Annotated in this window: 17 protein-coding genes; 12 read left to right on the top strand and 5 right to left on the bottom strand. The window is 66.3% G+C overall.

Annotation, left to right across the window (positions count from 1 at the left end; translation table 11 throughout):
- The first annotated feature begins 15 nt into the window (after positions 1 to 15).
- The 7 genes from QRT08_RS05375 (at position 16) to QRT08_RS05345 (ending at position 7,762) form a co-directional block, all read left to right on the top strand.
- Complete coding sequence (locus QRT08_RS05375; RefSeq protein WP_286044885.1) at positions 16 to 798, top strand: DUF8054 domain-containing protein; 783 nt, start codon at positions 16 to 18, stop codon at positions 796 to 798.
- A gap of 81 nt (positions 799 to 879) precedes the next feature.
- Complete coding sequence (locus QRT08_RS05370; protein ID WP_286044884.1) at positions 880 to 2,340, top strand: substrate-binding domain-containing protein; 1,461 nt, start codon at positions 880 to 882, stop codon at positions 2,338 to 2,340.
- Positions 2,330 to 3,355 carry a carbohydrate ABC transporter permease gene (locus QRT08_RS05365; RefSeq protein WP_286044883.1) on the top strand — a complete coding sequence of 342 codons (1,026 nt, stop codon included), beginning with the start codon at positions 2,330 to 2,332 and terminating at the stop codon, positions 3,353 to 3,355. Before QRT08_RS05370 ends, QRT08_RS05365 begins: the two co-directional genes overlap by 11 nt.
- Complete coding sequence (locus QRT08_RS05360) at positions 3,355 to 4,320, top strand: carbohydrate ABC transporter permease (RefSeq protein ID WP_286044882.1); 966 nt, start codon at positions 3,355 to 3,357, stop codon at positions 4,318 to 4,320. The genes QRT08_RS05365 and QRT08_RS05360 overlap by 1 nt, the downstream gene beginning before the upstream one ends.
- Positions 4,321 to 4,327: 7 nt before the next feature.
- Positions 4,328 to 5,524 carry an ABC transporter ATP-binding protein gene (locus QRT08_RS05355; RefSeq protein ID WP_286044881.1) on the top strand — a complete coding sequence of 399 codons (1,197 nt, stop codon included), beginning with the start codon at positions 4,328 to 4,330 and terminating at the stop codon, positions 5,522 to 5,524.
- 136 nt (positions 5,525 to 5,660) lie between these two features.
- A complete protein-coding gene (locus QRT08_RS05350) occupies positions 5,661 to 6,746 on the top strand; it encodes a Gfo/Idh/MocA family protein (RefSeq protein WP_286044880.1) in 1,086 nt (361 codons plus the stop codon).
- A 44-nt stretch (positions 6,747 to 6,790) separates the two neighbouring features.
- Complete coding sequence (locus QRT08_RS05345; RefSeq protein ID WP_286044879.1) at positions 6,791 to 7,762, top strand: sugar phosphate isomerase/epimerase family protein; 972 nt, start codon at positions 6,791 to 6,793, stop codon at positions 7,760 to 7,762.
- A 5-nt stretch (positions 7,763 to 7,767) separates the two neighbouring features.
- Here QRT08_RS05345 and QRT08_RS05340 read toward each other — a convergent pair whose 3' ends face one another.
- Positions 7,768 to 8,910 (bottom strand): zinc-dependent alcohol dehydrogenase, encoded by a 1,143-nt coding sequence (locus tag QRT08_RS05340; protein ID WP_286044878.1) that lies wholly within the window; start codon positions 8,908 to 8,910, stop codon positions 7,768 to 7,770.
- Between the two features lie 115 nt (positions 8,911 to 9,025).
- Here QRT08_RS05340 and QRT08_RS05335 point away from each other — a divergent pair, with 115 nt between their 5' ends.
- Positions 9,026 to 10,135: a Gfo/Idh/MocA family protein gene (locus tag QRT08_RS05335; RefSeq protein ID WP_286044877.1), complete on the top strand. Its 1,110-nt coding sequence runs from the start codon at positions 9,026 to 9,028 to the stop codon at positions 10,133 to 10,135.
- Here the strand turns inward: QRT08_RS05335 and QRT08_RS05330 are convergent.
- Together QRT08_RS05330 and QRT08_RS05325 are read right to left on the bottom strand one after the other, a co-directional pair.
- Positions 10,122 to 11,015 (bottom strand): alpha/beta fold hydrolase, encoded by an 894-nt coding sequence (locus QRT08_RS05330; RefSeq protein ID WP_286044876.1) that lies wholly within the window; start codon positions 11,013 to 11,015, stop codon positions 10,122 to 10,124. The genes QRT08_RS05335 and QRT08_RS05330 overlap by 14 nt on opposite strands.
- A gap of 91 nt (positions 11,016 to 11,106) precedes the next feature.
- On the bottom strand, positions 11,107 to 11,958 hold the full coding sequence (locus tag QRT08_RS05325) for an eIF2B alpha/beta/delta subunit family protein (RefSeq protein WP_286044875.1): 852 nt from the start codon (positions 11,956 to 11,958) through the stop codon (positions 11,107 to 11,109).
- A gap of 332 nt (positions 11,959 to 12,290) precedes the next feature.
- On the opposite strand from QRT08_RS05325, the gene QRT08_RS05320 reads away from it, so the two are divergent.
- Positions 12,291 to 12,635 carry a DUF7969 family protein gene (locus tag QRT08_RS05320; protein ID WP_286044874.1) on the top strand — a complete coding sequence of 115 codons (345 nt, stop codon included), beginning with the start codon at positions 12,291 to 12,293 and terminating at the stop codon, positions 12,633 to 12,635.
- A 40-nt stretch (positions 12,636 to 12,675) separates the two neighbouring features.
- Entirely contained in the window at positions 12,676 to 12,879 is a 204-nt protein-coding gene (locus QRT08_RS05315) for a hypothetical protein (protein WP_286044873.1), read from the top strand.
- On the opposite strand, the gene QRT08_RS05310 is transcribed toward QRT08_RS05315, so the two are convergent.
- Positions 12,876 to 14,336, bottom strand: coding sequence for an RtcB family protein (locus QRT08_RS05310; protein WP_286044872.1), 1,461 nt, complete (start codon positions 14,334 to 14,336; stop codon positions 12,876 to 12,878). The two genes, QRT08_RS05315 and QRT08_RS05310, sit on opposite strands and share 4 nt — an antisense overlap.
- A 42-nt stretch (positions 14,337 to 14,378) precedes the next feature.
- Positions 14,379 to 14,966, bottom strand: a complete 588-nt coding sequence (locus QRT08_RS05305) for a DUF8159 domain-containing protein (protein WP_286044871.1) — start codon at positions 14,964 to 14,966, stop codon at positions 14,379 to 14,381.
- 91 nt (positions 14,967 to 15,057) lie between these two features.
- Between QRT08_RS05305 and QRT08_RS05300 the strand changes: the two genes are divergently transcribed.
- The gene (locus tag QRT08_RS05300; RefSeq protein ID WP_286044870.1) at positions 15,058 to 16,287 is read left to right on the top strand and encodes a cation:proton antiporter; all 1,230 of its coding nucleotides are present in this window, start codon (positions 15,058 to 15,060) and stop codon (positions 16,285 to 16,287) included.
- Between the two features lie 122 nt (positions 16,288 to 16,409).
- On the top strand, positions 16,410 to 17,165 hold the full coding sequence (locus QRT08_RS05295; RefSeq protein ID WP_286044869.1) for a hypothetical protein: 756 nt from the start codon (positions 16,410 to 16,412) through the stop codon (positions 17,163 to 17,165).
- The last annotated feature ends 7 nt before the right edge of the window (positions 17,166 to 17,172 follow it).

Below are 17,172 nucleotides of genomic sequence, written 5' to 3'. Positions count from 1 at the left end.
CGAGAACGAACGCCGATGGGACCCATCGAACTCCGTCGCCCGGAGTACACCGGGGAGAACCGCTGTCTCCCCTGTACCGTCGCCAACGGCGCGATCCTTCTGGTCTGTTGTCTCGCGCTCGCGGCGCTCTCCCCCCTGCTCGCGCTCGCTGCGTTGCTCGCGGGCGCGGGCGCGATCCGGTACCGCGGCTACCTAGTCCCCTACACCCCACGGCTCACCGCTCGCGTTCGGGAGGCGCTGGCCGACGAACCGGCCCGTCCGCTCCCCGGGTCGCTCGCCGAGGCCGACGAGGACGTCGGCGAGCGAACGCTCGAAACGCTCGTCGAGGCGGGGATACTCGTTCCGGCGGGGGAACGCCTCCACCTCGACGAACCGTTCAGGGACGACTGGCGCGAGGAGATGGCGCGGCTGCGGGCGCGTTCCGACGAGGAACTGGTCGAGGCGACCGCGGCGGCGACCGAGGAGACGGACGTCGAACTGCTCGACGCGGACCGGCCCCTGTTCGCCCTCACGGGGTCCGAGGGCGGCGAGGCGTGGGTGTCACGACCGGTCGTGATCGCGGAGGTCGCGGCCGAACGGGCGCTGGCGGCGCACGTGCCCGAGTCGTCCCGACGGGACCGCCTCGTCGCCGCCCGTGCGCTGCGCGGATTTCTCGATCGCTGTCCGGACTGCGAGACGCCCACCGAGGAGACGAGGCCACACTGCTGTGGAGGCGTTCGAACACGTACCCAACTCGAGGGGACCGTCCTGATTTGTCCGGCGTGCAACGAGGCGCTGTATCGGTTTCCGGACGCCTGAGCGGCCACGAGACGATTTACAACGCTCGTAGTATCGCTATACAAAACAACTAAATAGGAAAGATCCGTCTGTCAGCCAGAGATGGGGCGAGGGAACAACAGACGACGCTCCGGAGTATCGAGACGCACGTTCGTCAAGGCGGCCGGTGCTTCGGGCGTCACGGCAGGATCGCTCGGTCTCGCGGGTTGTCTCGGGAGTGCCCAAGAGGACACCGTCATCATCCACGCGGACTCCGACTTCAAGGACTATCGGGACCCGTTCTTGGAAGCCCTCCACGAGGCCGGTCTCGACGAGAGCATCACCTACGAAGTCCGCGCGGCCGCGAACAACACAGAACAACGCCGACAGGACATCCAGTCGGCGCTCGAGGCCGGGCGGGCACCGCCGGACATCTTCATGATGGACTCGGGGTGGACCATCCCCTTCATCCTGCGAGAGCAGACGGTGAATCTGGAGGAACACCTCTCCAACGAGGTTCTCAACCGCATCCAGGACACTTACCTTCCGATGTCGGTCGAGACGGCTTCCCATCCCGAGACCGGTAATCTGAACGCCCTACCGCTGTTCCCCGACTTCCCGGTGATGCTCTACCGGAGGGACCTCGTCGAGGAGGCGGGGTACGATACGAGCGGCTGGGCGACGCAGCCGATGTCGTGGCAGGAGTTCTCCCGGGTCGTCGCCGACGCCCAGGAACAGGCCGGCCTCGACTTCGGCTTCACGACGCAGGCGTCGGCCTACGAGGGGCTCTCGTGTTGTACGTTCAACGAGACCATGTCCGGCTGGGGCGGCGCGTACTTCAACGGTCTCGACCAGATCTTCGACGCCGGCGGTCGCGAAGTCACCGTCGAGGAAGAGCCCGTCCTGAACGCGATCCGGATGATGCGATCGTTCATGTACGGCGAGGAGGACGAACACGCCCTTGAGGGATTCGAGCAGATCTCGCCCACCTCGATCGTCCAGTGGATCGAGGACACGTCGCTCGGACCGTTCCAGAACGGGAACGCCGTCGCCCACCGCAACTGGCCGTTCGCGATCGCGGAGACTGCCACCGAGGACGCCTTCGGCGAGGCCATCGGCACCATGCCGATGCCCTACGGCGTGCCCGAGGAGGAGTCCGAGTACGATGGGCTCGGCGGTTCGCGCGTCGCCCTCGGGGGCTGGCATCTGGCGATCAATCCGGGCACCGAACGCCTCGACGAGTGTGTTCAGATCCTCGAGGCGTTCACGGCCGAAAGCGTCCAGCTCACGCTGTTCGAGGTGGGGTCGTGGTTCCCGCCGAACATCGAACTCCTCGAGTCCGACACGGTTCAGGAGACCGAACCGCTGGGCCGCTACACCGACACGCTTCGGTTCGTCGGGAATCGCGCAGTACCGCGGCCGGTGAGCGACGTCTGGACCGAGCAGTCCGCGCACATCTACATCGAGGTACACAACGCGTACACTCGGTCGAAATCCCCAGAGCAGGCGATGGCGGACCTACACGAACGGCTGAGAGACAGCGAACAGGCCGTAGCGCAACTGGAGGAGGAAGATGGCAACTGACACCGGCACCGGAGAGACGGGAACCGGTAGGGATCGGGGCGTCCTCGCACCCGCGACCGACTGGATCGAGAACCTGAGCGAGTCGGCCTACGCCTACCTGCTGTTGACGCCGGCGTTCGCGCTGCTCACGCTCGTCGCCTTCTGGCCGCTGGCCGCGACGTTCCGGATGTCCCTGCTCGCGGACCAGACGCGGGGGGCGCAATCGATCGGCGGCTTCGTCGGCATCGAGAACTACGTCAACGTCCTCACGGGCGACGTCAGGCTGGCACGACAGTTCTTGGACATCGAACTCGTCGGCGGGTTCCCCTTCATCGAACTCGGGACGCCGTTCTTCCAGCAGGCGCTGTTCGTGACGATGGCGTTCGCTCTGCTGAACGTACTCTTCACGACGCTGATCGGGTTCGGACAGGCGCTCGTGCTCGATCAGGACTTCCGCGGTCGACGCTGGGTTCGGGTCGCGATCATCATCCCGTGGGCAGTGCCGATCGTCATCCAGGGGATGATCTTCTTCCTGTTCTTCCAGCCGACCGTCGGCTTCGGCAGCGGCGTGATGCAGTCGCTCGGGCTGTTCGGCTCCGACCCGCTCGCGAGCAGCCAGGACTCCTTTTTCATCGTCCTGATCGCCGACGTCTGGAAGACCTCGGCGTTCATGGCGCTGCTCATCCTCGCGGGGCTCCAGAGCGTCGATCGCAGCCTCTACGACGTCGCGAAGGTGTCCGGAGCGTCGCCGTGGCAGCGCTTCAAGATGATTACGTTCCCGCTGGTGTTGCCCGCGTTGCTGGTCGCAATGTTGTTCCGGACGATGGAGGCGATGCGCATCTACGGGCTGATCGAGTCGACCGCCGGCTGTACCACCGTCCCCTCGATGACCTGCATGGTGATCGAGGGGCTGTTCGGCGGGACGCGGATATACGGGACGGCCGCGGCGATCGCGTTCATCACGGCGGCGATCATCGGGCTGCTGATCTCGGTGTACATCGTCAAGTTCCGCGACAGCGAAGGAGGGCTCTACTGATGGCTGCAGAAACCGAAACTCAAACCCGGACCACGGAGACACGACAGGAGGAACCGGAGCTGGATCGCGGTCCGCTCGAGCGGTGGGTCTCGAAATCTATCTCGAACCCCGAACGCGCCTATAAGTCGCTGTTCTACACCGCCACGATCGTCATGCTCGTGACGACGCTGTTCCCGTTCTACTGGCTGTTGATGGTCGCGCTCACGCCGGAAGGCCAGATTCAGGACATCGTCCTCACGCCGAACGGCTTCAACCCCGGCGCGTTCATCGAGGTGTTTCAGGTGTTGCCGTTCCACCGCTACATGTTCAACAGCTTCGTGATCGCGACGGTCGCGACGGCGTTCGTGCTGGTCATCGCGAGCCTGGCGGGCTACGTCTTCGGGCGTCTGCGGTTCCCCGGCAAGGCTCCGCTCATGCTGCTGGTGTTGATCGTCTCGTTCTTCCCGCCAGCGGCCTTTTTCATCCCGCTGAACGACCTGTTCAACAGCAGGATTCCGATCATCGCACCGCTCCTGAGCAACGGGACCCTCTACAACACGCCGTCGGCGCTGATCATCCCGCTGAGCGCGCTGTTCATGCCGCTCGCGATCTTCATCCTCACCACGTTCTACTCGCAGATCCCCGACGGGCTTGAAGACGCCGCGCGTGTCGAGGGGACGACCAGACTGGGGGCGCTGTTCCGGGTGATCATCCCGCTGTCGGCGCCCGGCGTGGCGACCGCCGGCGTGCTGACGTTCATCGGCGTCTACAACGAGTTCTTCTTCTCGTTCCTGATGACCGACGGCCAGCCCCAGAACTGGGCGCCGATCCTCGACGGGATCCTGGGGTACCAGACGCAGTACCAGGTGTTGTACAACCTGATGGCCGCCGCCTCGATCATCGGGGTGTTGCCGGTCGCGATCCTGGTCGTCGTCGCACAGGAGAAGATCGTCAGCGGGCTCACCGCGGGAGCACTCAAGGAGTAATACACCAATGGCACGAGTACGACTCGAACACGTCACGAAACGCTACGAGGACGTAACGGCAGTCGACGACATGAACATGGAGATCGAGGACGGCGAGTTCGTCACCTTCGTCGGCCCCTCGGGGTGTGGCAAGTCGACGACGATGGAGACGATCGCCGGGTTGACCAAGCCGACCGAGGGTGCGATCTACATCGGCGATCGGGAGGTGACGACCCTCCCGCCGAAGGACAGGAACATCGCGATGGTGTTCCAGAACATCGCGCTGTTTCCCCACATGGACGTCTACGAGAACATCAGCTTCGGCCTCCGGCTCCGGAAGTACGAGAAGGAGGAGATCGACCGGCGGGTCGAGGAGGCCGCGGACATCGTCCAACTCGAGGGGATGCTGAACCGGATGCCCGACGAGATGTCGGGCGGCCAGCGCCAGCGCGTCGCCATCGCCCGCGCGCTCGTCCGCGAACCCGACGTGTTCCTGATGGACGAACCGCTCGCGAACCTCGACGCCAAGCTCCGGGTGCACATGCGCACGGAGCTCCAGCGGCTTCACCGGCGGCTCGACACCACGATCGTCTACGTCACGCACGATCAGGCCGAGGCGATGACGATGTCCGACCGGATCGCGGTGATCAACGCAGGCAAACTCCAGCAGATCGCCCCGCCGCTCACCTGTTACAACGAACCGGCGAACCGCTTCGTCGCGGGCTTTATTGGCTCGCCCTCGATGAACTTCGTCGAGGCCGACGTGACGAGCGACGCTCTCGAGACCGAGAACTTCACGATCGAGTTCGACCCCTCGACGACCGACGGACTCGCGCCCGGGGACAGCGTGACCGTCGGCGTCCGGCCCGAGGACGTCTACCTCGAACGCACCGCCGGCGGCGTCGACCACTCCACGGGGCTCATCGACGCCCGGACGGACGTCCTCGAACCGATGGGCAACGAGGTGTTCGTCTACCTCGTCACCGGCGACGACACCGAGACGAGCATGGAGATCGAGGGCGGCGAGGCGACCGCCGACCAGCTGCTGATGAGCGTCGACCCCGACACGCAGATCGACGTCGACGAGGACGTTCAGGTCGTCCTCGATCGCTCACGGATCCACCTGTTCGACGACGAGACGGGCGAGGCGCTGCGTCACGGTCTCGTCGACATCGCGAGCGCCGAGTCGGGCACGCCGGAGCGCGGCGTCGGGGACACCGACTGAGCGTCCTTTATCGTCAGCATAACAATACGTACACGACGCGAGTGGACGAAGTAGCGCCGTACGACGAACGACACGTGAACCACCCGACACGAGCATGAACGAAAGGGTAATCCCATGACTTTCGCTAGTTCCTCCAATGAACGATCCACGAGACGTTAAAATCGGGGTCATCGGCCTCGGAAACATCGGTCGCTACCACGCGGACCGCCTGCGGAACTACGGGGCCGAGATCGTGGGCGGGATGGACGTTCTCCCCGAGGCTCGCGAGCGCTTCGAACGCGACTACGGCGTCGCGACCTACGAGGACCACGAGGAACTCTACTCGATCGCCGACGCGATCATCGTCACCACGCCCAACAAGTTCCACGAGGAGTACGCGGTGTCGGCGCTCGACGCGGGGCTCGACGTGTTGCTCGAAAAGCCGCTCGCCCACTCCGTCGAGAGCGCGGAACGGATCGCCGCGGCCGTCCAGGCCTCCGAGGGGTTCTGTATGGTCGGCTTCCACAACCGGTATCTCCCCTCGATCGAGGTGCTGACGACCGAACGCGATCGGGGCCGGTTCGGCGACCTCTCGCACGTCGAGGCCAACTACGTCCGCAGGCGCGGGATCCCCGGCCGAGGTTCGTGGTTCACCTCTCGCGAGATCGCGGGCGGCGGCGCGCTGATCGACATCGGCGTCCACGCGCTGGACCTCGCGCTCTACGTGCTCGACTTCCCCGAGATACGCGAGGTCACCGGCGTGACTCGCGCGGAGTTCGGGACGCGCGAGGACTACACCTACCTCCAGATGTGGGGCGACGACGGGGGACACGAGCGCTTCGACGTCGAGGACTCGGTCAGCGCCTTCATCCGCTGTGCGGACGGCAAGACCGTCTCGCTGGAGGTCGCGTGGGCGGCCAACCGCCCGACGGACAACGAGTTCGTCGTTCGCGGTAGCGACGCCGGGGCCCGCTTCGACCGGGCGAGCGGCGAGATGACCATCTACGAGACCAGCGCCGACGGCTCGCCGCATTTCAACGACACGCAGGTCAAGACCCGCGAGCGAGACGCCCACGCCGCCGAACAGGAGACCTTCCTGCAGGCGGTCGCCGAGGGCGAGCCACCGGGGCGAAACACCGTCGAACAGGGGCTGCTCGTCCAGCGGGTGATCGACGCGATCTACCGCTCCAGCGAGGAGGGACGGACGATCCGGTTCGACGAACGGCCGATGGTCGTCGAGTGAGCGCGACCACCGGGATTTATTCTCGTCCGAGTTCACGCCCCCGTATGGACATCGGCGTACTCACCGTCCCGCTGGGCGGACAGTCCCGTGAAGAGGCCTTTTCGTATCTCTCCGACATCGGCGTCGGCGCGGTCGAACTCGGCTGTGGCGGGGCCCCTGGCGACGACCACCTGCCCCGCGAGGAGTACCTCGGCGACGAGGAGGCCCAGTCGGAGCTACGGGACCAACTCGACGAACACGACCTGCGGATCAGCGCGCTCGCGACCCACAACAACCCGATCCACCCCGACGACGGACACGCGAACGAGGCCGACACGGAACTCCGCGAGGCCATCGAACTCGCCGACGAACTCGACGTCGGCGTCGTCACCTGCTTTTCGGGGCTCCCGGCCGGGGGACCGAACGACGAGGTGCCCAACTGGATCACCGCGCCGTGGCCGACCGAGCACGCCGACGCCCACGAGTACCAGTGGGAGGAGGTCGCGATTCCCTACTGGCGCGAGATCGCGGAGCACGCCGCGGATCACGGCGTGGACGTGGCCATCGAGATGCACCCGAACATGCTGGTGTACGAACCCCACGGGCTGGCCCGACTGCGCGAGGAGACCAACGAACGCATCGGCGCGAACTTCGACCCCTCGCATCTGTACTGGCAGGGGATTTCCATTACTGATGCGATCAGGTATCTCGGCGAGCGCGACGCGATCCACCACGTCCACGCGAAGGACACCAAGGTCTACGAGGCCCAGGCGAGGGAGAAGGGCGTGCTCGACACGACGCCGTACACCGACGAGCCGGAGCGGTCGTGGCTCTTCCGTTCCATCGGGTATGGCCACGGCGAGAGCCACTGGAAGGACGTCGTGAGTACTCTCAGAATGGTCGGCTACGACGACGTGCTCAGCATCGAGCACGAGGACTCGCTGACGAGCGCGAACGAGGGGTTGGAGAAGGCCGTCGACCTGTTGGAACGGGCGGTCTTTGAGACGACGCCAGGCGAGGCTTACTGGGCCGAATAGAGCCCTTACGGCTCCAGAACGACCTTGATGCAGTCGTCGTCCTTGTTATTGAACGTCTCGTAGAGTTCCGGACCGTCCTCGAGCGAGCCCCGGTGAGTGATGATCTCGGCCGGGTCGATCTCGCCGTTTTCGATCTTTTCGAGCAGCGGGTTCAGGTAGGCCTGGACGTGGGTCTGGCCGGTGTTCACTGTGAGGGCTTTGTTCATCAGCGGGCCCATTGGCGCGTCGTCCATCCCGTCGATGTAGACGCCGGGGATCGAGAGCGTCCCGCCCTTGCGACAGGACTTGACCGCCTCCTGGAGTACGTACGGGCGATCCGGCTCGTCGGGGACGTCGACGCAGGTGTGGTGGGCCTCCGAGCCGACGGCGTCGATACACCGGTCCGGCCCGCGCCCGTCGGTCTCGTCCATCAGCCACTCGTAGACGTCGTCCTCGGAGTAGTCGATCACCTCGGTGTCGGCGTGGCCCTCGGCCATCTCCAGTCGTTCTTCGATCCGGTCGATCGCGATCACCCGATCCGCGCCCATCATCCACGCGCTCTGGACGGCGAACTGGCCGACGGGACCGCAGCCCCAGACTGCGACGGTGTCGTTGTCCTCGATCTCGGCGTTCTCGGCGGCCATGTAGCCCGTCGGGAAGATGTCCGAGAGGAACAGCACCTCCTCGTCCGAGAGGTCCGAGTCGATCGTGATCGGTCCGACGTCGGCGTGGGGTACCCGCAGGTACTCGGCCTGCCCGCCGTCGTACCCACCGAGGGTGTGCGAGAAGCCGAAGAGGCCGGCCGGGGAGTGGCCCATCGATTCGGCGGCCATCTCGGCGTTCGGATTTGTCTCGTCACACAGCGAGTACAGATCGTTCTCGCAGAACCAGCACTCGCCACAGCTGATCGTGAAGGGGACCACGACCCGGTCGCCCTCCTGGAGGTTCTCGACCGCCTCGCCGGTCTCGACGACCTCGCCCATCGGCTCGTGGCCGAGGATGTCGCCCTCCTCCATCCCTGGCATGAAGTCGTTGTAGAGGTGCAGGTCCGAGCCACAGATCGCCGTCGCGGTGATCTCGACGATCGCGTCGGTCGGCTCCTCGATCTCGGGTTTGGGAACCTCGTCGACGCGGACGTCCCCCTCGCCGTGCCAGCGGAGCGCTTTCATGACGATTAGATACTCGACAGTCGTCTGGATAAAGGCGTGGCCTGTTATCGCAACGGCTGAACCGAGCACCTCCGGGACGGAAACTCCTAACTACACGAGCGGTGAACGAGCCCACATGACGCTCGATATTGGCGTACTCGGCTACCGCTTTATGGGCAAGGCCCACTCGAACGCGATGGCACGCCTGCCGATGTTCTTCCCGGACGCACCGGAGATCAACCGGGAGGTGCTCGTGGGGCGCGACGAGGAGGCACTGGCGGAGGCCGCCGGGCGACTGGGGTTCTCGCGGACGACCACCGACCCCGCGGAGGCCATCCAGGAGGTCGACGTCTTCTACAACCTCGGGCCGAACTTCGTCCACCCCGAGTACTCGATCGAGGCGCTCGAAGCAGGGGTACCGGTCTTCTGTGAGAAGCCGCTCGCGCCGACGCTGGAGGGGACGGAGGCGATGACCGAGGCCTACCGCGAGGCGGGCGTCCCCGCGGGCTGTGCCTTCAACTACCGGTTCGTCCCCGCGATCCGCTACGCGAAGGAACTGATCGAGGGCGGTGAGATCGGTGAGATCCACCACGTTCGGGGCCGGTACCTCCAGGACTGGCTGGTCGACCCCGAGGCGCCCTGGAGCTGGCGAAACGACGAGGAACTCGCCGGTTCGGGCGCGCTCGGCGATCTGGGCGCGCACACGATCGACCTCGCACGCTTCCTCGTCGGCGGACGGGCAGGCGAGATCACCGAGGTCTCGGGCCAGCTCCGAACGTTCGTCGAGGAACGCCCCACCGAGGACGGCGAGACCCGCGAGGTGACCGTCGACGACGCCTACACCGCCCAGGCCGAGTTCGAGAGCGGCGCGATGGGGAGTTTCGAGGCCTCCCGTTTCGCGACCGGCCACAAGAACGACCACACGATCGAGATCGAGGGGTCGAAGGGGAGCATCAAGTTCTCGCTCGAGCGGCTGAACGAACTCGAACACCTCAGCGAGGGCTCCCGGGGCTTCGAGACGATCCTTGTCACGGACCCCGAGGACCCGTACATCGACCACTGGTGGCCGCCGGGCCACGTCATCGGCTGGGAACACACGTTCGTCCACGAGAACTACGAGTTCCTTTCCGCAGTGGAATCGGGCGACGAGTTCGAACCGAGCTTCGAGGACGGACTGGCGACCCAGCGCGTACTCGCGGCGATCGAGGGGAGCGACGCGAGCGGCGAGCGGGTCAGCCTCGACTGAGGAATCCGACGAGAGCGTCGTTGACCCGCTCGGGGGCGTCCAGTTGGACCCAGTGGCTCGCGCCCGCTACCCGTTCGACCTCGACGTCTGGCACCCACTTTTCGAGTCCCTCGGTGAGGCGCTCCGAGAGCGCCTCGTCGTCCGTGCCCCAGACGAGGAGCGTGGGCCGGCCGATCAGCCCGTCGCTGGTGGTCGCATCGGGCAGGCTCCGTCCGGGGACCTTCGAGCGGAGCGTCCCCCGGAACAGCGCCCGGTAGTAGTTGAGCATCGCGGTCATCGCACCCGGCCGCAGGCAGGCCTCCGTGTAGCGGCGTATCGCCTCGTCGTCGAACGCCTCGGGATTCGCTGCACCTCCCCGAAACAGCGATTCCAGCAGGCGCCCTCGCCCGGCTCGAACGAGGAGTTCGGGCAGCCACGGCAGTTGGAAGAACAGCACGTACCACGAGCGTTTCGCCTGATCGGACTCGGGGTTCCAGAGTTCGCGGCGATACGCGCTCGGGTGGGGTGCGTTGAGGACGACGAGCCGATCGACGCTGTCGGGGTGGCGGGCGGCGACCTCCCACGCGACGACGCCGCCCCAGTCGTGGCCGACGAGGTGGGCGCGGTCGGCCCCGCAGTGGGCGATCAGCGCGCGGACGTCCTCGACGAGGTTCCCGATCCGGTAGGCGCTCACGCCGGGCGGTTTCTCCGAGCGGTTGTACCCGCGCATGTCGGGGGCGACGACCCGGTAGCCCGCCTCGACGAGCGCGGGGATCTGCTCGCGCCAGCTGTACCAGTGTTCGGGAAACCCGTGGAGGAGGACGACGAGCGGTCCCTCCCCCGCCTCGACGTAGTGGAGCCGGACGCCGTTGACGATCGCCTCCTCGTGGGACCAGTCCATGTCCCCCGTGTGAGCGGCCACCGGGTAGTTCTTGCGCCCGGCGGGTCATCTCGCGGGGATCTCGTTCGAGGGCTCGGTTCGAAGGACCGCTTCAGAGCGACATGGCCCCGTCGTCGGTGATGATCGCGTCGAGAAGCCGAACCGGGGTCGCGTCGTACAGCGGGTTCTCGATTGCGAACCCCTCGACCGGTTCGAGCATCACCTCGCTGGCCGGGCGATACTCGTTCTCGAAGACGAAGCCGCCGTCGATGAGCTTCGCCCCCGATCCGGTCACGTACATCGGCACGTCGAGGTCCGCGGCGGTCGCCGCGATTGGATAGGTGCCGATGCGGTTGTAGAGCGTATCGCTCACCAGACAGTCCATCCCCATCAGCACGCAGTCACACTCGTCGAGGTAGGTGCCGGCGGCGCTGTCGACGATCAGCGTCGGCTCGACGCCGTCCATCCCGGCGAGTCGGCGGGCGGTCTTGCGGCCCGCGAGTCTGGGCCGGGCCTCGGTGACGTAGACCGACAGCGAGACGCCCCCGCCGACAGCCCGCTCGATCGCCGCGTTCACCGTCGAGGAGTAGTCGTGGGTCAGAAGCGTCATGCCGTCCTCGAGGTAGTCGGCGGTGTGTGCCGCGGCCCGGGCCTTCCCGTCCTCGATCCGGTCGACGACCTTCTCGATCGCGGCCGTGAGCGCCGCCTTCCCCTCCTCTACGGTCTGGGGGTCTGCCTCCTCTACCTCGCGCGTGATCGTCCGCTGGACGTTGTACAGCGATGCGTGCGAGGGGTTCGCCCGCCGGAGCACCGAACTGTTTCGCTCGACGTCGCGGACGAACTCCTCGACCGTCGCGTACTCGCGGCCGGTCAGTTCCGAGAGCGCGCGGGCGGCCTTGACAGCCACGATCGAGGAACTGTGCGTCTGCATCTCCTCGATCTCCTCGACCGTCTCGTCGATCATACCCGATCCTCTCGGTCTCGGGGCAAAGACCTTCCGACGAAAGCCCTCGCTCCGGCTTGGCAGCCTCCGCTCGCCCTTTTCATGTCCCTAAGAAAGGCCGCGAAGCGGCCTTTCTGGGTCCCGAAAACCGGAGGTTTTCGGGGACCGCCAGGACCGCATCGCAGCCGTCCGGCCGGACGGCTGCTCTCAGGGACGCCAGCCCTTCCCCGCCCCGCTCACGCAGGCGGCGAAAGCGCCGCCTGCGTTCGCGCCGGCCACCCCGTCGCCTGCGGTATCGATAGCAGGCAGTCGCCGCGCCGCAGAGCTAAACGGTCCCGGCCACTACACGAACTATGGTCGCCGTCACCTACTACTGCCCGCGCTGTGGAGCGATCGCCGAACTCGAACGCGACGCCTACCTCGCCGACAAGTCGGTGACGCCCTATCCCCTCGAGGGGTGGGAGTACGTCACCCCCGAGGAGGCCTACGAGGAGAGCGACGGCGTCCGGTTCGTCTGCGGGGAGGACGGAACCCTCGCGGACGAGAGCGACACCGGCGGGTGTGGCGAGCCCTTCTACCTGAGTTTCGTCCGGTTCGAGGCCGGCGAGGAGGTCGATCCCGCGCCGCCATCGGAGTACGTCGAGATCGGGGCCGGGATCGGACCGCGTGGTCCGCGTGGACCCGGCAGACGGCCGTAGCAGGCAGAAGGATAAGGGGGCTGACGACGTAGCGGGAACCATGGACGAGGAGATCCTCGCCGATCAGCGCGAACTCGTCGAGCTGCTCGAATCGGCCGGATGGACCGTCACCGACGCCGAACTCTCGGTCTACGAGAGCCCGTGGGAGGACGACGAGACGCCCGAGGCGTCGGTCACGCTCAGCGCGCGAAAGCGCTACCCCGATGAGGACGCCGACGAGGACAACCCGTTCCGGGTGCGCTAACCCTTGATGTTGCAGACCGGGAACGTGCGCGCGACCTTGTCGCCGATCCCCAGCGCGTCGCTGACCCGCACGACCTCGTCGACGTCCTTGTAGACGCCGGGGGCCTCCTCGGCGACGGTCGCGCCGCTCTGTGCCTTGACGTAGACGCGGTCCTGATCCCGGAGGTCGGTCCGGACGTCGCCGCCCCAGAACTCCTTTTTCGCCTGCGTCCGGCTCATGACTCTCCCTGCCCCGTGGGCGGTCGAGCCGAACGTCTCGGTCATGGAGTGCTCGCCGCCCCGGAGGACGAAACTGCCAGCGCCCATGCTCCCGGGGATGATGATCGGCTGGCCCACCTCACGGTACGCGGCGGGCACCTCGGGGTGGCCCGCGGGGAACGCACGCGTCGCCCCCTTTCGGTGGACGTAGAGTTCGCGATCCTCGCCCTCGACGTCGTGGACCTCCTTCTTCGCGATGTTGTGGGCCACGTCGTAGAGCAGGTCCATTCCCATCTCCTCCCACTCGCGCCCGAACACCCGTTCGAAGACCTCCCGGGTCCGGTGCATCACGAGCTGGCGGTTGACCCACGCGAAGTTGATCGCCGCACACATCGCACCGTAGTACTCCTCGGCCAACTCGGAGCCCGCGGGCGCAGCCGCGAGTTCCTTATCGGGGAGTCGAGCGAGCAGGTCGCCGTGGCGCTTCTCGATCTTCCGGAGGTAGTCCGTACAGACTTGGTGACCCAGCCCCCGCGACCCGCAGTGGATGAGCACGACGATCTGGTCCTCGCTCAGGCCGTAGGCGTCGGCGGCGTCCTCGCGGAAGACGTCGGTCACGCGCTGGACCTCGAGGAAGTGGTTGCCCGATCCCAGCGAGCCGATCTGGTTCTTCCCCCTGTCCTTTGCCTTCTGGCTCACCGCCGCGGGATCGCTGTCGCTCCTGACGCCCTCGTCCTCACAGTGAGCCAGATCTTCCGGGGTCGCGTACCCCTCCTCCAAGGCCCACTCCATCCCCCTGTCGAGGATCGATTCGACCGTGTCGATCCCGCTCTCGACGACGCCGCCGCCGCCGAGTCCCGAGGGGATGTTCGCGAACAGGGCGTCGACGAGTTCCTCCTCGCGCCCGTCGACGTCCGCGTAGGTGAGGTCCGTCTTCATCATTCTTACACCACAATTGATGTCGTAACCAACCCCACCCGGCGAGATACAGCCGTCCTCGGCGTCGAGCGCGGCGACACCCCCTACTGGAAAGCCGTATCCCTGGTGGCCGTCGGGCATACACAGCGCGTACTTCCGAATGCCGGGCAGGTGGGCGGTGTTCTTCAGCTGTTGGAGGGTCTTGTCGTCGCTGATCTGTTCCAGGAGGGCTTCGCTCGCGAGCACGCGGGCGGGGACGCGCATCCCGTCCTCCCGTGGGATCTCCCAGACGTTCTCACGCACCCGTTCGAGCGTGATCCCGTCGGCGTCGAAGGTGGTCATACCCGTCCATCGACTCGGCGTCGGGGAATAGGTTTCGACGGCTCAGCCCTCGGGCGTCGCCCCCACCTCCGTGGGGTATCGTCGTGACTCGATCGTGCCGGCGACGAGTTCGCCGTACTCCTTCGCGGTGTACGCGTCCCGGTTGTACTCGATGGCCCACGAGGTTTCGACCTCGGCGGCGCCGACCGACGACGAATCGTCGTCGAGGATCGTTATCTCGAGGAACTCGGCCTCGTAGTCCGTCCCGATGAGCGCGGCGTACGCCCCCGCGATCGGTCCGACCTCGTGGAGCGTCCCCTGCCCGTCCCGGTCGGTCGCGACGTACTCGACCGTGAGGGTCCCCTGTTCTCGCTCGACGGATTCGACGTCGATGCCGTGCTCCTCGAGGGCGCGCTCGAACGCCTCCTCGTCCTCGATATCGCGTCCCTCGAACGCCTCGACACCGGATTCGACGACGGTCGAGCGCTTCGTAACGGGGAGATCCGGTGCGTACTCCCCCGTCGGCCACTCCCGACCCGGGGGGAACTGCTCGCCGATCTCCTCGACACAGCCCGAGAGCCCGACGGCGATCCCGAGCGCGCCGATACTCCGGATCAGCAAGCCCCGTCGCGGGAGCGAACGGTCGTCCATATCCGGCTTCACGCACGCCTCGGGTATGGATCTACGGCCGGCAACGGCGTGCAGGCTCAACCGTTTTGTGTGGCCTCTTCGTACGGTTTCTGTGGCGATCGAACTGTACGACGTCGGGTTGGTCGTGATCGGACTCACGTTGCTGGGGATCACCGTGTTGCAACTCGTCGCCTCCGAGCGGGCGATCTCGTTGCCGATCTTCTTCGTCGCGTTCGGCGCGGCGGTCTTCTTGATCCCCGGTATCCCCGCTCCCGACCCGCTCGAACAGGGGCTGCTCGTCGAACACCTCGCCGAACTGGGGGTGATCATCGCGCTGATGGCCCTGGGCCTGAAGATCGATCGCCCACCCGGCCTTCGGCGGTGGGCCGTAACGTGGCGACTGCTCGCGATCACGATGCCGCTGTCGATCGCCGGAGCCGCGCTGCTGGGGTGGTGGCTCGTCGGCTTCCTCGTCCCGACGGCCGTGTTGCTTGGGGCGGTCATCGCGCCGACCGATCCCGTGCTCGCGAGCGAGGTGCAGGTCAAGGAACCCGGCGAGGGCGGCATGGACGAGGAGGGCTCCGAGCCACGGTTCGCGCTCTCCTCGGAGGCCGGGCTCAACGACGGGCTGGCCTTTCCCTTCACGAACCTGGCGATCGCGATCGCGCTCGTGGGCCTCGCCCCCGGAAACTGGCTCGGCGAGTGGCTGCTCGTCGCCGTGGGCTACAAGATCGTCGTCGGCACCGTCGCCGGGGTCGCACTCGGCGCGGTCCTCGCCCGGATAATCTTCGCGGCCGCACCCGAGACGCGGATCGCCCAGTCGGTCCGGGGCCTCGAAGCGATCGCTGGAACGCTGTTCGCCTACGGACTGACCGAGGTCGTCGGGGGCTACGGCTTCATCGCGGTGTTCGTCGCTGCGCTCACGATCCGCCACTACGAGCGGGACCACGAGTACAACGCGTCGCTCCACCAGATCGCCGAACTCGCGGAGCAGGTGCTGATGGCGCTGATCATGCTCTTTTTCGGCGGGGCGATCGTCGGCGGACTGCTCGGCCCGCTCACACTCGAAGGGACGCTCGCGGCGCTCGCGGTCGTCTTCCTCGTCCGCCCGCTCGCGGGCGCGATCGGACTCGTCGGCTTCGACCGCCCGTGGGGCGAGCGGGGCGCGATCGCGTTCTTCGGGATCCGTGGGATCGGCTCGTTCTACTACCTCGCCCACGGCCTGAACGAGGCCGCGTTCGCCGACGCCGACCTGCTGTGGGCGGTCGTCGGCGCGATCGTTCTCGTCTCGGTCGTCGTCCACGGCGTGACGGCGACGCCGGTGATGAAGCGCCTTCACTGACCCGCGCCGTTACGGGTCGGTCCACACGAAGGCCCGCGCGGCCGGATCGGCGAATCCGACCGACGAGCGGTCTCGCCCAAAACAGTCAGAATATATATCTATCGAGTGCGTCGATAGACGGTATGGATCGACGAACGGCCCTCAAGACGGCGGGCAGCGCCCTCACGTTCACCGTCGCGGGCTGTCTCGGGGACGGCGACGGGCCCGGAGATGGCTCCGGGAGTACCGGTTCCGAGGGGAATGACCCGGAGACCGACAACACCGAGGGGAACGGTTCGGAGTACTCGATCGAGGACCGGACGTACGAGGAGTGCCACCTGATTTCGATCGAGTACGAGTGGCTTCCCGAAGACGTCAGAAACGAAGTCGACATCGCACTCGACGACGGACGATACGAAGCGGACGAATTACTGTTCGCCGAGGCCGTCGATCCCGGACGGTCGTATCTCGTCGTCGACGATACACCCTACGATCCGACCGTCGAAACCGATGGTGAGACGTGGACGCTCGAACTCCACGAGGACGAGGTCGTCCGGGCGCCGGAGCCGCGGCTCATTATCGTCCAAAACTCCGCCGGACGTGATCACGAGGTACACGTCGAACTGACTGGCGACGATACGTTCGTCGACGAAACCGTGACGATCACCGCGGGCGAAGAACGCGAGATAGCGGCAACCGACGAGTTCGGACGGTACGAGTTGACCGCTCAAGCGCTCACCGGCCACGAAGGGATGGATAGCTTCGAGTTCGTGGTCAGCGACTCGGCTTTCGACGGGATCGTCGAGGTGACCGACACCGAAGTATGGGTTTCACAGGACGTGGCCGATGTCGTACCCTGTTCGTGGGACACGACGAAGTCCGGTGCGAGCGGAGGATAACCGACGA

This window comes from Halalkalicoccus sp. NIPERK01, from assembly GCF_030287405.1.
Lineage (GTDB): Archaea > Halobacteriota > Halobacteria > Halobacteriales > Halalkalicoccaceae > Halalkalicoccus.
Note: the sequence above shows the minus strand (reverse complement) of the source record. Positions and strands in the feature narration are given on the sequence as shown.

What these genes read in the sequence shown, in the direction of transcription:
- QRT08_RS05335 (WP_286044877.1), top strand. Translation starts at nt 9,026, where the DNA reads ATGACGCTCGATATTGGCGTACTCGGCTACCGCTTTATGGGCAAGGCC.
- QRT08_RS05355 (WP_286044881.1), top strand. Translation starts at nt 4,328, where the DNA reads ATGGCACGAGTACGACTCGAACACGTCACGAAACGCTACGAGGACGTA.
- QRT08_RS05310 (WP_286044872.1), bottom strand. Translation starts at nt 14,336, where the DNA reads ATGACCACCTTCGACGCCGACGGGATCACGCTCGAACGGGTGCGTGAG.
- QRT08_RS05360 (WP_286044882.1), top strand. Translation starts at nt 3,355, where the DNA reads ATGGCTGCAGAAACCGAAACTCAAACCCGGACCACGGAGACACGACAG.
- QRT08_RS05365 (WP_286044883.1), top strand. Translation starts at nt 2,330, where the DNA reads ATGGCAACTGACACCGGCACCGGAGAGACGGGAACCGGTAGGGATCGG.
- QRT08_RS05350 (WP_286044880.1), top strand. Translation starts at nt 5,661, where the DNA reads ATGAACGATCCACGAGACGTTAAAATCGGGGTCATCGGCCTCGGAAAC.
- QRT08_RS05315 (WP_286044873.1), top strand. Translation starts at nt 12,676, where the DNA reads ATGGACGAGGAGATCCTCGCCGATCAGCGCGAACTCGTCGAGCTGCTC.
- QRT08_RS05295 (WP_286044869.1), top strand. Translation starts at nt 16,410, where the DNA reads ATGGATCGACGAACGGCCCTCAAGACGGCGGGCAGCGCCCTCACGTTC.
- QRT08_RS05320 (WP_286044874.1), top strand. Translation starts at nt 12,291, where the DNA reads ATGGTCGCCGTCACCTACTACTGCCCGCGCTGTGGAGCGATCGCCGAA.
- QRT08_RS05370 (WP_286044884.1), top strand. Translation starts at nt 880, where the DNA reads ATGGGGCGAGGGAACAACAGACGACGCTCCGGAGTATCGAGACGCACG.
- QRT08_RS05305 (WP_286044871.1), bottom strand. Translation starts at nt 14,966, where the DNA reads ATGGACGACCGTTCGCTCCCGCGACGGGGCTTGCTGATCCGGAGTATC.
- QRT08_RS05375 (WP_286044885.1), top strand. Translation starts at nt 16, where the DNA reads ATGGGACCCATCGAACTCCGTCGCCCGGAGTACACCGGGGAGAACCGC.
- QRT08_RS05330 (WP_286044876.1), bottom strand. Translation starts at nt 11,015, where the DNA reads ATGGACTGGTCCCACGAGGAGGCGATCGTCAACGGCGTCCGGCTCCAC.
- QRT08_RS05345 (WP_286044879.1), top strand. Translation starts at nt 6,791, where the DNA reads ATGGACATCGGCGTACTCACCGTCCCGCTGGGCGGACAGTCCCGTGAA.
- QRT08_RS05340 (WP_286044878.1), bottom strand. Translation starts at nt 8,910, where the DNA reads ATGAAAGCGCTCCGCTGGCACGGCGAGGGGGACGTCCGCGTCGACGAG.
- QRT08_RS05325 (WP_286044875.1), bottom strand. Translation starts at nt 11,958, where the DNA reads ATGATCGACGAGACGGTCGAGGAGATCGAGGAGATGCAGACGCACAGT.